Here is a 12,796-nt window from a genome sequence, read left to right as displayed (position 1 = left end):
GTTTTTTTATATATTATTTTAAAAAAATTAGTGTAACATTCTCGTAAAAAAATCTACTGATGAGTAAGTTAACTTTTATTAGGTTTTTGTTTTTAAATTATTGAATTTTACTTTATTGAAAAATACAATTATATGCTTCTTTATCTAAGATTATTAAAAGAAAGTTTAGGTTTTGCCATCAATGCGCTGCGCAATAATAAACTGCGTACTTTGTTGTCGCTTTTAGGTGTTACAATTGGTATTTTTTCAATTATAGCCGTTTTGGCAGCCGTTGATTCTTTAGATAAAAAAATCTCTAAAGATTTGAGCAGCTTAGATAAAAATACGATTTATTTAATGAAGTTTAACTTTGGACCTTCAGAAATTCCACAATGGAAAAGAGAACAGTTCCCAAATGTAAAGTATGATGAATATGTGGGATTAAAAAATTCCATGAATAATACAGAGCAAGTAGGATATCAGCTTTTTGTAAATCACGAAACTTTAAAATACGATTCTAAAACCGTTGCCGATGTAAATATTATTCCTTCGTCTTTCGAAATGGTCGATATTGATGGATTAAGTTTTGATAGAGGAAGATTTTACAATGAATCCGAATCAAATTCAGGAACTCCAGTGATTGTTTTAGGATACGATGTTGCCGATGGTCTTTTTGGAGGCAGTGATCCAATTGGAAAAAATATTCGCTTATATGGACAAAGATTTAGTGTTATTGGGGTAATGGCGAAACAAGGCGCTGGTTTTTTTGGAGATAGTAACGATACTTCGGTTTATCTGCCAGCTAATTTTTTACGCCGAATGTATGGTGATAGTGATTCAATGACGCCGGTTATTGTTTTAAAACCAGAAAAAGGTGTGGATATGGATGCTTATAAAGCTGAAATTGCGCAAAAATTAAGAGCTATCCGTGGTATAAAAGCAGGAGAAATGGATAATTTCTTTATTAATGTCCTTTCTGGTTTTACAGATTTTATAGACGGGATTATTGGTCAGATGAATGTTGTAGGATGGATTATTAGTGGTTTTTCTCTTTTGGTGGGAGGCTTTGGAATCGCTAACATCATGTTCGTTTCGGTAAAAGAAAGAACCAATTTAATTGGTATTCAAAAATCATTAGGTGCAAAAAACAAATTTATTCTGTTTCAGTTTTTGTTTGAAGCAATAATTTTGTCTGTAATTGGCGGTATTATTGGTTTGTTAATGGTTTGGGGAATTGCCCTTATTCTAACAAAAGTACTTGATTTTGATTTTGTTTTAAGTCTCGGAAATATACTTTTAGGAACAGGATTGGCGGCGCTTATCGGGTTAATTTCGGGAATTCTTCCAGCTGTTTCGGCAGCCAATTTAGATCCCGTTGAAGCGATTCGAACTGGAATGTGATTTTTTTTAGGTCCAAAGGTTCAGAGTAACAAAGGGGCAAAGGTTCTGAGTTTAAGATTTTAATTTAATCCAGAGAAATAAATTCCGCAGGAATTAAATATCGGTAGCAAACGTCACATATTTAAAGCATAAAAAATCCCAAGAAGCAATTTCTTAGGATTTCTTTATAATTTTATATCGTTGATTTTTATTTGTCTTTTAATAATTTTTCTAAATATTCAACTTTTTCTTTTTCTGCTAAAACCAAACGCTCGTAAAGTTCTACAACTTTATCTAACGGATTGAATGTACATTGAGTTGGATTGAACATTCCATTTATTCCAGTGCTGGTACTATTATCATAAAAATTATTAAAATAACTTATCATATTTTCTTCTGTAAAGTTTTTTATTGCTTCGGCACTTACTCCAAGTGCTTTTGCTACTTCTGCAAGTTTTGTGTCGTCTATTGTTTCGCTATTTTCTATTGCAGATACAGTTTGCTGACTGGTTCCTAAAGCCTGAGCTAAAGCTTCTTGCTTCATATCTCTAAGTTCACGAATACGACTTATTTTTCGTCCTATGTGATTTTGTTTTGTTGTTATGCTCATGGTTCAAAGATATTTATAATGCTTTAATAAAAATTGATTTTGGTAAAAAACAAATCCATTTTTGTGAGATACATTTTAATAGTTCACGTAGATAAAACTATTATTGCAGAACAAAAATACAATTTTTCGGACAAGTATTATGAGGATATAAAAAAACAAAAGGTTATTTGCTTTCCTGCAAGGTTTTCAAAACCTTGTAGGTATTATTTCTGAAGATTGTAATGATTAGAAGTGTTGCATTAAAATCTAAACGTACAAGGTTTTGAAAACCTTGCAGGATACTTAAAACTAATATGATTTAAATAAAAAAATCCCAGAAATCAATTTTCTGGGATTTTCAATTTTAAATAGTTTAAAACTATTTTCTAATATCATTATTTTGAATCAAATCGATATATAAGTTGATCTTATCTTTCAATTCTTTTCTAGGCGTGATAAAGTCTAAGAAACCGTGCTCTAAAAGAAACTCAGCAGTTTGGAACCCTTCTGGTAAATCTTTTCCTGTAGTGTCACGTACAACACGCGGACCAGCAAAACCAATTAATGCGCCTGGTTCAGAGATGTTGATATCTCCTAACATTGCGTAAGAAGCTGTTGTTCCTCCTGTCGTTGGGTCTGTACAAAGAGAGATGTATGGTAATTTAGCTTCAGCTAATTGAGCTAATTTTACAGAAGTTTTTGCTAATTGCATTAAAGAATAAGCAGCTTCCATCATACGAGCTCCGCCAGATTTAGAAATCATTACAAAAGGAAGTTTGTTTTTAATAGCATGATCAATACCTCTTGCGATTTTTTCTCCTACTACAGCTCCCATAGATCCGCCAATGAATGCAAAATCCATACAGCAGATTACAAGTTCTCTTCCTTTAGATTTCCCTACTCCTGTACGAACAGCGTCTTTAAGATGAGTTTTTTCCATTACATCTTTCAAACGATCTGCATATTTTTTTGTATCCACAAAATGCAGAGGATCTTTTGATGTCATGTTTTTATCTAACTCAACAAATTCGTTGTTGTCGAATAAAATTTCAAAATAGGTTGCGCTTCCAATTCGAACGTGAAAATCATCTTCTGGGCTTACGAATAAATTTCTCGCTAATTCGTCAGCATCAATAATTTTTCCAGTAGGAGATTTGTACCACAATCCTTTCGGAACGTCCATCTTGTCTTCTGTCGCGGTCGTAATCCCTTTTTCTTGTCTTTTAAACCAAGCCATTTTTTTAATTTTAGAATGTAGATTTTAAATTTTAGATTTTTCAATCTGAATTCAAAATTTAAATTTCAGGCTCCATTAGAAATCTGAAATCTAAATTCAAAAATCTAAAATTTAAAGTGTGTTTACGTTATTTAAGTCAGCAAAAGCTTGTTCAAGTCTTGCATTGAATGTTACTTCGCTTTCACGAACCCATCTTCTTGGGTCATAATATTTTTTGTTTGGAGCATCTGGACCTTCTGGGTTACCAATTTGAGATTTCAAATAGTCAAGGTTTTTTACCATATAATCACGGATTCCTTCAGTGTATGCAAATTGTAAATCTGTATCGATGTTCATTTTGATAACTCCGTAGCTAATTCCTTCTCTGATTTCTTCAAGTGTAGAACCTGAACCTCCGTGGAAAACAAAATCAACTGGATTGTGTCCTGTGTTGAATTTCTTCTGTACGAAATCCTGAGAATTTTTTAAGATTTTTGGAGTTAATTTTACGTTTCCTGGTTTGTAAACACCGTGAACGTTTCCGAAAGCAGCAGCAATAGTAAATTTAGGGCTCACTTTAGATAATTCTTCGTAAGCATAAGCTACTTCTTCTGGCTGTGTATATAATTTTGAGCTGTCTACGTCTGAGTTGTCAACGCCATCTTCTTCACCACCTGTAATACCAAGTTCGATTTCTAATGTCATTCCCATTTTGCTCATTCTAGCCAAATATTCTTTACAGATTTCAATGTTCTCTTCGATTGGCTCCTCAGACAAATCGATCATGTGAGAACTGAATAATGGTTTTCCTGTTTCTGCAAAATGTTTTTCAGAAGCATCTAATAAACCATCAATCCAAGGTAATAATTTTTTAGCACAGTGGTCAGTGTGTAAAATTACAGTTGCACCGTAAGCCTCTGCTAAAGTATGAATATGTTTTGCTCCAGCGATTCCACCAGCGATAGCTGCTTTCTCACCTGCATTAGATAAACCTTTTCCGGCGTTAAATTGTGCTCCTCCGTTTGAAAATTGAATAATAACTGGCGCATTTAGTTTTGCTGCAGTTTCAAGAACTCCATTGATTGTACTTGATCCTGTAACGTTTACTGCTGGAAGAGCAAAACCTTTCTCTTTAGCATAGTTAAAAATCTCTTGTACTTGATCTCCTGTAGCTACTCCTGGTTTAATGTTGTGTGCCATTTTAATTTTTTTTATAGTTGTTTTTAGTTTTTAGGTTGCAAAAATAAGAATTAATTAGCATTAGAACGGATAATTTATACCAAAATTTAAAACCGAATGCCCAAAATTGTATTCCTTAAACCATCGATCGCCCTTGTCATGCGCCGGATTATAAGTCTTAAAGCCTAAATCCAAACGAATAACAAAGAAGCTTAGATCGTATCGTAAACCAAATCCAGAACCTAAAGCAATTTCATCTAAATCGTTTAAGTTGTTGAATTTTGCTTTATTGTCAATCACATTATCGAGAACATTCCAGATATTTCCTGCGTCTGCAAAGATCGCTCCTTTCACATCACCAAATATTTTAAATCGGTATTCGGCACTAAGCGCAATTTTCATGTTGGCTTCGTTAAAATCGTCAACTGCGTTTGTGCTTCCGGGCCCTAGTGAATAAGGCTGCCAAGCGCGGTTATCATTTGAACCTCCAGAATAATAACTTCGTGAAAACGGAACATAATTTGAATTTCCAAACGGAACAGCAATCCCAAAGAAACTTCTTACAGCCAGAACTTTTTCTTTTCCAAAATCCCAGTGTTTGATATAATCAAATTCAGCTTTGGCATATTCGGCATATTCTAAATTGAAAATTTCATAGTTTCCATTTGAATTTTTTGGAAGGCTTCCAATTGTTGAAATGGCAGATAATAATGTACCAGCTGATTCTAGTTTGGTTTTAAACTGATAGAAATTATTGTCAGCTAAATCTTTTTTTGTGGTTTTAGTAAAAGTGTAACTAGTGGCTAAAATAAAATCGTTTTCTGTTAAACGAACTCTTCTTTCTTCAATACTTTCTACATCTTTATATTCTGACGAGCCAGGTTGTAAAGCAGTTTTATTGCTTAAAACGTCATTTGTAAAGCCAGTAGTTCCATCGGGAATTCTTAGGTTTCGATCTTCTGGATTGTCAAAATAGCTTTCATTTTCATTGTATGCTTTACCAATATTATTTAACTCTCTATAAGAAGAGGTGTAAACATTAAAATAATTATTAGGATTTAAGTTTCGAACATATTGCGCATTAAGCAGATCAAATTTTACAGTGTTATGACGTTTAGGCGACCAATTGTATGAGAAACCACCAGTGAAATTTTCTTTGTCAAGACCAATGTTGGTTTGTTTTGAAAAACCTGCCGAAATAGAAGTCGAAGGAATCATTCTTTTCGGAATAATTTTTTCGGTTCCAAAAGGCAGTAGAATTCTTGGAAAATTCAGTTTTAAATCCAATCCGTATTCTGAAACATTAAAAAAGGTGTTGTTAGGATTTGCCATGTCTTTTGAAGAACCAATATTGGCACGTGCCGAAATCTCTAAAGTTTCAGCTCTATTAAATACATTTCGAATGGTTTCCGAAATACTGGCTCCAATACCAAAATCCTGAATATTAGAATGTGTAAAATCAAGAGTAGCACCAAAACTGTATTTTTTCCTTGGCGTTAAATACACATTTGCGATCAATGATTCTGCAGTTGGATCTCTTTTGTCAACTTCATATTGAATCGACGGATAATTAAATATTTTAAGGTTGTTTAAATATCGCGATGAAAGTGTTGTTCTGGTGTCAGAATATGTGCTTCCTTTATTAATAAAGATAGCATCAGTAATAGCACGAGGTTTGTACTTTAATTTTTTATAGCTGTAAAGATTAAAATTATTATACGTTACACTATCATTAACTTTAGATTTGGCATTTGCAGGCGAATAGTCAGTGTATATATTAACGTCGCTTATTTTGTAAAGTTTAAAAGGTTCTGTTCTGCTTGAATCTCTTTCCTGAATATTATTGTTGTTGATTACAAGTGTAACATCGGCTTTGTTTTTTTTGCCAATCGTATCAATATCAAAAGTTACATAAGTAGGCTGGAAAAAGTAAGCGCCGTTATTTCTGAAATATGTTGTAATACGGTTTTTTTCTTCTTCAAAATCGGCAGTTTTGTATTGGTTTCCTGATTTTATAAAAGAAGGTTCATTGTTGTTTTTGAATAATGAATCAAGAGCAGGAGTCATTATCTTAGATTTGATAGTATCTAGAATGTACGCAGGTCCAGTCGTAATATTGTAATTTACCTGAGCTTTCTTTTTGGCAACACTGTCGATTGTATAATCTGTCGAAACGTTGAAATAACCGCTGTTGAAATAGTAATACTTCAAACGAGTTAAGGTTTTTTTTGTCTTGGATGTGTCAATAATTACAGGAGGTTCTCCGGTGTTTTTTAAAAATTCGTGGATTCCTTTATATAAAAAAGACTGTCCGAGTCTGTCGACTTGTTTAGCAGATAATAATTTTGCCTGACGCTCATATAATCCAGGGTGTTTTTTGAATTTTGCCTGATAAGTAGAGTCTGGATTTAAGTTAGCCAGATTGTAAAGATTTAAACGAAGTTTGTATCCTAATAAGGTACCATTTGGTTTTTGATACATTTGATTAGTTGCATTTTCGTCATTGGTAGATTTTCCATTTACCAGAATATTATTTTTGACAAGAAGATATTTTCCATCAGGAACTCTTTTTACAGCATTACAAGCACAAATAAGTATTGCTATTAGAAGAAATGCTATTATTTTTGTGGAATTATTTTTCAAGTGTTATTAAATATTTAATTCAAAAGTACATTATTTTATGGTTAGTAAAAACCAAATAAAACTTATATCAGGCTTGCATCAAAAAAAACAGCGTTTTGCTAATCGATTATTTTTTGCTGAAGGAGTAAAGGTAATTCAAGAATTATTGCAATCCAATTTTGAATTAGAGCATTTATACACCACTTTAAATGATTTTGAAGAAGTTCAAACTTCAAAACGAACTTTAATTAATGATCAAGAACTGAAAAAAATAAGTGCTTTATCGACTCCAAATACTTGTTTGGCAGTTTTTAAAATGCCACAAGAAACAGAAATTCTTAATTCTGGGTTAATTCTGGCTTTAGATGACATTCGTGATCCCGGAAATATGGGAACGATTATGCGTCTTTGCGACTGGTTCGGAATTAAACAAATTGTTTGTTCCAAAGAAACAGTCGACATTTATAATCCAAAAGTAGTGCAGGCCACCATGGGATCAATTACCAGAGTAAACGTTAGTTATGTTGATTTGAAAACGTTTGTTAGCCAGACAAAATTACCTGTTTTTGGAACATTTATGGATGGAGAAAATATTTATCAATCAAACCTGCCTCAAGATGGAATCATTATTATGGGTAATGAAGCCAACGGAATTTCGGCAGAAATTGAAAAAATAGTGACCAGCCGTCTTACTATTCCAAGATTTGGTGAGCTGCAAAAAACAGAAAGTTTAAATGTAGCAACAGCAACAGCAATTATTCTTAGTGAATTTAAACGAAATAGTTAAGATTTTGTTTTAATGAAATGTAAAATTTATTAAAATAGCTCTCGATTTCATCGAATCAATATTGTCGGTCCATGGACTGGCACCATTTATAGGTTTGTCGCGGATTAATTCATCGCCAATACCAAACATACCTCTTACTGAAGGAGAGAAAATAAAATACTCTGTAAAGAAATCAATTCCAAAACCCACTTCATAAGCGGCCGTCCATTGTTTGACTCTAAATTTTCCTTCAAAGTTGTCATCTTGAGATTTTGAATTGCTGGATAAGTTTAAAGTGGTAGACATTCCGCCTACTAAATAAGGACGAATGTTTCCTGTACGCAGCGACGAAAATTTAAGCAGCAAAGGGAAGTGAATATAGGTGCTGTTTACTTCTCTTAAGTAATCTTTTTCTAAATCAAAGCCTGGATAGTACAAATCACGTTTTGTATAATACAAACCAGGTTCGAAACGCAGGTTGATATATTCTTGTAATCGTAAGTCAGCGACAACCCCAACATTAAATCCAGTTGTTTTTTTTACCTGAATATCATTTGTAACAGGAGTTTTATAGTCAAACTTAAAGTCGAAACTGTTAAAGCCTAAATAATACCCAAAATAGACACGTTGTTTCTGCCAGTTTTCGAGATTGATAATAGGATCTTTGCTAAACATATTTTTAGCAAACTGAGAGTATCCCTTTGTGGTTAAGGCTAATAAAACTACAATTACAATTTTTTTCATACTATTTTTTAGATGCTGAATAAATGGTTGCTACACCAAAAGTTTGCGGCATTGCTACAACATCTATAAACCCAGTTTTTCTTAAAATATTGTTTAAAGCTTCTCCATAAGGAAAAACAGCGGCAGATTCAGATAAATAGCCATATGCTGAATTGTCTTTAGAAAAAATCTTTCCTATAACCGGAAGTATATTTTTGGTGTAGAATTTATATCCTTGTTTATATGGTGTTTTTTCTGGTACCGAAGTTTCCAGAATCACGAAAATTCCGTTAGGCTTCAATACACGTAAAATTTCTGCAAAACCTTTTTCAAGATTTTCAAAGTTACGAACACCAAATCCTACTGTAATAGCATCAAAATGGTTGTCTTCAAAAGGAATGTTTTCAGAATCTCCCAAAACCAAATCGATTACATTTGAAAGCTTTTTGTCTTCGACTTTCTTTTTTCCCACTTCAAGCATTCCGGCAGAAATATCCAGTCCAATAATTTTTTCTGCATTGGTTTTAGCCATCAAAATTGCCAGATCACCAGTTCCTGTAGCAATATCTAAAATAGTTTTTGGTTTGGTATCAGAAACTATTTTAAGTACTTTTTTTCTCCATTTCGTATCAATACCAAATGAGATTACGCGGTTTAAATTATCATAGTTGCCAGAAATGTTATCAAACATTTGGGCAACCTGCTCTTTCTTTCCTAAAGAAGAGTCTTTATATGGAGTTACTTTTTCAGACATTATTATAATTTACGCAAATATAAACAATCTGCTGTAACTGTAATTGAGTTTTTTAAAATGTCCGTTAAATGTTTTAAAACAAGGTTTAAAACGGGTTTTTTACGAAGTTATTCAGCATCACCAAAAACAGTGATTTGAAAAAAATCACTAAAAGTGGGTATTGTGCAACGTAGATTTTATGCCCAACTTTGCTGAAGTAAAAATGATAAAATTAATGATTGATCTTGTCATTGACTTAATCAGATGAGTGTTTTTTTTGCACTGATATTCATCTGTTCAGGTTAGTAGTTTTTAAAAGTGTTGTTCTTGGGGGAATACAATTTTAAAAGTGCGAAATACGTTCTTAGGATTAAATTTGTTTTTGGAAATTTTAATTTTCTTGCCTTTAATATCTTAGTGGTATTTGTTATTAAAGGCTTTTGAGACTCTTAGTCTCATTTAACATTAAATGTTATTCAGTTATTTCAAATGTTTTTACGCGTTTGTGATTTTTTACAAAAACTATTTTCTTGAGCGAGTCAATACAAAATTAATCAGTTTTTAAAAAACATCCTTCAAAAGAGGATGTTTTTTTATTTTCTAATGTAAGTTTCGTAAGTGTAATCGTAAAGATGTTTTTCATCTTTGAAATTTTCTTCAGCTTCAACTAACTGCCATTCACTTTTACTAATTTTTGGAAAAAAAGCATCAGCATCAAAAGTGTGATGTACTTTCGTAATTTCAAGAATATCAGAAAAAGGCATTCCAAGAGTGTAAATCTCGCCTCCGCCAATAATGTATGAATCTTCATTTTCAGGACATAATGCAATAGCTTTTTCCATACTGTCAACCACAATGCAGCCTTCAGGTTTGTAATCTGTTTGTCTTGTTATTACAATATGAACTCTGTTAGGTAAAGGTTTAGGAAAACTTTCAAAAGTTTTTCTGCCCATAATAATATGATGATTTGTGGTAAGAGATTTAAATCTTTTAAAATCATTTGGAAGATGCCATACTAATTCGTTATTCTTCCCAAGGGCATTATTTTCGGCAATAGCCGCAATCATTATAATCATAATACGCTGAAACTAAATTTTATTCTCAGTATCTTCATTTATTTTAGATTCTAATTGACTAATTCTTTTCTGTTGTAAAGCAACTAATCGGTCAATTTGTTCTCTTTCCCATTTTTTATTCATAAATCGGTCTGTAATGTAAACTTTTATAAAGTGTAAAATAAACAGAAAGAACCATAATGTAATTCCCCATAAACACCAGTTGTGTTCTGATGATGCTCCAAAACCGAAAAATTTATTAGCGACAAATATAAATAAGCTTCCAAGTAGAAAGAGTACAAAATGGAAATACAGGACTTTTTTTTGTCTTATACGTCTTCTGGCATACTCGTATTGTTCGTGCACTTCTTTTTCCATAAGATATAAATGAGATTATAAAGTTAAAATTTATTTTGAAAACACCATATTTTGGCTACATAAATATTCTACTCAATACAGATCTAAATTCTCAATCCGAAAAAAATAGGCACTTTAAATTATAGATACAATTAAAATCATGTAGTCTTTTTATTATAATCGTAAATCGGTTATAGTAGTGTACAGAGTTCGGATGAATTTCTTTAATTTAGTGTATGAATCTAAAAACTAAATAGTTATGTCTCTTAAGAAACAATTTGTCAAAACTAAACCAGTTTGTAAAGTAACCTTTTCTATCGATGCCAAAGATGCTGATTCGGCAGCAGTTGTTGGAGATTTCAATAATTGGAACGCAGAAGAAGGTGTTTTAAGCAAACTTAAAAACGGAACTTTCAAAGCTACTTACGATCTGGTAAAAGATGCGATTTACGAATTTAAGTATGTAATCGACGGAAATTATGTAAACGATCCCGAAGCTGATTTCTACAAATGGAATGATTTTGCTGGGAGTGAAAATGGAGTAGTAGTTGTATAAAAAAATCCGCTTAAATTATTTAGCGGATTTTTTAATATTATACAGCAACACTTCCTTTGATCGCAGGATGTGGATCATAGTCAACAAGTGTAAAATCGTCATAATCAAAATCGAAAATGTTTTTAATCTCTGGATTTAAAATCATTTTTGGTAATGGTTTTGGCTCACGTGTTAACTGCAATTCCAATTGTTCAAAATGATTGTTGTAAATATGCGCATCACCAAAAGTGTGGATAAAATCGCCTGGTTCTAAATCGCAAACTTGTGCAATCATCATCGTTAATAATGCGTACGAAGCAATATTAAAAGGAACTCCTAAAAATATATCTGCACTTCGCTGGTATAATTGGCAGGATAATTTTCCTTTTGTTTCTCCTTTTTCAGGATCTGCACTTGCCACATAAAACTGAAAAAAGGCATGACATGGAGGTAATGCGGCTTTGTTGTTGGCAACATTTTCTTCAAAAGATTTTTTAGTATCTGGCAAAACCGATGGATTCCATGCAGAGACTAGCATTCTTCTACTATTCGGATTTGTCTTTAATTCTGTAATTAATTCAGAGATCTGGTCGATTTCTTCGCTATTCCAATTACGCCATTGATGACCGTAAACGGGGCCTAAATCGCCATTAGAATCGGCCCATTCGTCCCAGATTTTTACTCCGTTTTCCTTTAGGTATTTTATATTAGTATCTCCTTTTAAAAACCAAAGTAATTCGTAAATGATGGATTTTAAATGAAGTTTTTTAGTCGTAACCATTGGGAAACCTTCACTTAAATCAAAACGCATCTGGTAGCCGAAAACACTTTTTGTTCCTGTTCCTGTTCGGTCTCCTTTTTGATTGCCGTTTTCTAAAACGTGTTTTACTAAATCTAAGTATTGTTTCATGTGTTTGTTTATTCGGTTATTCGTTTAATGGTTTAATCGATTTAACGAATAAACGGTTCAACGATTAAACATTGAATTTATCTTCTGGAAATTTCGTCTCTAATTTTGGCTGCTTTTTCATAATCTTCTTGAGAAACGGCTTGATCCAAAAGTTCGTTTAATTCTTGAAGACTGTGTTTTGCATACACGTCGCCAGATTGGTTGCTTTCTTCTTCACGTCCAAAAGTTTCAGGATTTGAAAGAACATCATCAATTTCCTGAGTTCCCTGATCGCTTTCGGCAGTATTTGATTTTAAATAAATTCCAGCTTTATCCAGAATGTTTTTGTAAGTAAAAATAGGGGCATTGAAACGTAATGCCAGAGCTATTGCGTCTGAAGTTCTTGCGTCAATAATTTCTTCAATTTTATCTCTTTCGCAGATTAAACTTGAATAAAAAACACCATCGACTAATTTATGAATAATAACTTGCTTTACTACAATATCAAATCTTTCAGCAAAGTTTTTGAATAAATCGTGTGTTAACGGACGCGGTGGTTTTATTTCTTTTTCTAGGGCAATAGCGATTGATTGAGCTTCAAAAGCGCCAATAACAATTGGTAATTTTCTTTCGCCGTCGACTTCATTCAAAATTAAGGCATAAGCGCCATTTTGAGTTTGGCTGTATGAAATTCCTTTTATGGATAATTTTACTAGACTCATATATGTTTGTAAAAAAGGCACTTAGCGCCTCATTTTAATACTTCTTTGGAT

At 32.6% G+C, this 12,796-nt stretch carries 13 protein-coding genes; 3 read left to right on the top strand and 10 right to left on the bottom strand.

What is annotated here, in order from left to right; all coding sequences use genetic code 11:
* Nucleotides 1-132: 132 nt before the first annotated feature.
* Nucleotides 133-1,380, top strand: a complete 1,248-nt coding sequence (locus tag J0383_RS08600) for an ABC transporter permease (protein WP_207297997.1) — start codon at nucleotides 133-135, stop codon at nucleotides 1,378-1,380.
* Between the two features lie 187 nt (nucleotides 1,381-1,567).
* Here J0383_RS08600 and J0383_RS08595 read toward each other — a convergent pair whose 3' ends face one another.
* The 4 genes from J0383_RS08595 to tamL all read right to left on the bottom strand — a co-directional run bounded on the left by J0383_RS08595 (nucleotide 1,568) and on the right by tamL (nucleotide 6,986).
* A complete protein-coding gene (locus J0383_RS08595; protein ID WP_207297996.1) occupies nucleotides 1,568-1,969 on the bottom strand; it encodes a helix-turn-helix domain-containing protein in 402 nt (133 codons plus the stop codon).
* Between the two features lie 358 nt (nucleotides 1,970-2,327).
* Nucleotides 2,328-3,185, bottom strand: a complete 858-nt coding sequence (gene accD / locus J0383_RS08590; RefSeq protein ID WP_008466538.1) for an acetyl-CoA carboxylase, carboxyltransferase subunit beta — start codon at nucleotides 3,183-3,185, stop codon at nucleotides 2,328-2,330.
* Nucleotides 3,186-3,296: 111 nt separating this feature from the next.
* A complete protein-coding gene (fbaA, locus tag J0383_RS08585) occupies nucleotides 3,297-4,364 on the bottom strand; it encodes a class II fructose-bisphosphate aldolase (RefSeq protein ID WP_207297995.1) in 1,068 nt (355 codons plus the stop codon).
* A 60-nt stretch (nucleotides 4,365-4,424) separates the two neighbouring features.
* On the bottom strand, nucleotides 4,425-6,986 hold the full coding sequence (tamL, locus tag J0383_RS08580) for a translocation and assembly module lipoprotein TamL (RefSeq protein ID WP_207297994.1): 2,562 nt from the start codon (nucleotides 6,984-6,986) through the stop codon (nucleotides 4,425-4,427).
* A gap of 37 nt (nucleotides 6,987-7,023) precedes the next feature.
* On the opposite strand from tamL, the gene J0383_RS08575 reads away from it, so the two are divergent.
* Nucleotides 7,024-7,752, top strand: a complete 729-nt coding sequence (locus tag J0383_RS08575) for an RNA methyltransferase (RefSeq protein WP_207297993.1) — start codon at nucleotides 7,024-7,026, stop codon at nucleotides 7,750-7,752.
* Between the two features lie 9 nt (nucleotides 7,753-7,761).
* Here the strand turns inward: J0383_RS08575 and porT are convergent, their stop codons facing one another.
* From porT to J0383_RS08555, 4 genes are all read right to left on the bottom strand, one after another.
* Nucleotides 7,762-8,475, bottom strand: coding sequence for a type IX secretion/gliding motility protein PorT/SprT (porT, locus tag J0383_RS08570; RefSeq protein WP_207297992.1), 714 nt, complete (start codon nucleotides 8,473-8,475; stop codon nucleotides 7,762-7,764).
* A 1-nt stretch (nucleotide 8,476) separates the two neighbouring features.
* On the bottom strand, nucleotides 8,477-9,208 hold the full coding sequence (gene ubiE, locus J0383_RS08565; protein WP_207297991.1) for a bifunctional demethylmenaquinone methyltransferase/2-methoxy-6-polyprenyl-1,4-benzoquinol methylase UbiE: 732 nt from the start codon (nucleotides 9,206-9,208) through the stop codon (nucleotides 8,477-8,479).
* A 572-nt stretch (nucleotides 9,209-9,780) separates the two neighbouring features.
* Nucleotides 9,781-10,263: a dihydrofolate reductase gene (locus J0383_RS08560; protein WP_207297990.1), complete on the bottom strand. Its 483-nt coding sequence runs from the start codon at nucleotides 10,261-10,263 to the stop codon at nucleotides 9,781-9,783.
* Between the two features lie 12 nt (nucleotides 10,264-10,275).
* A complete protein-coding gene (locus J0383_RS08555) occupies nucleotides 10,276-10,620 on the bottom strand; it encodes a 2TM domain-containing protein (protein ID WP_207297989.1) in 345 nt (114 codons plus the stop codon).
* A gap of 238 nt (nucleotides 10,621-10,858) precedes the next feature.
* On the opposite strand from J0383_RS08555, the gene J0383_RS08550 reads away from it, so the two are divergent.
* Nucleotides 10,859-11,155 (top strand): isoamylase early set domain-containing protein, encoded by a 297-nt coding sequence (locus J0383_RS08550; protein WP_207297988.1) that lies wholly within the window; start codon nucleotides 10,859-10,861, stop codon nucleotides 11,153-11,155.
* 37 nt (nucleotides 11,156-11,192) lie between these two features.
* Here J0383_RS08550 and J0383_RS08545 read toward each other — a convergent pair whose 3' ends face one another.
* The gene (locus J0383_RS08545) at nucleotides 11,193-12,044 is read right to left on the bottom strand and encodes a thymidylate synthase (RefSeq protein WP_207297987.1); all 852 of its coding nucleotides are present in this window, start codon (nucleotides 12,042-12,044) and stop codon (nucleotides 11,193-11,195) included.
* A gap of 77 nt (nucleotides 12,045-12,121) precedes the next feature.
* Nucleotides 12,122-12,745 carry a bifunctional nuclease family protein gene (locus tag J0383_RS08540; RefSeq protein ID WP_207297986.1) on the bottom strand — a complete coding sequence of 208 codons (624 nt, stop codon included), beginning with the start codon at nucleotides 12,743-12,745 and terminating at the stop codon, nucleotides 12,122-12,124.
* Nucleotides 12,746-12,796 lie beyond the last annotated feature (51 nt).

Source organism: Flavobacterium endoglycinae, from assembly GCF_017352115.1.
GTDB lineage: Bacteria > Bacteroidota > Bacteroidia > Flavobacteriales > Flavobacteriaceae > Flavobacterium > Flavobacterium endoglycinae.
This window is presented reverse-complemented; position numbering and strand designations above follow the sequence as displayed.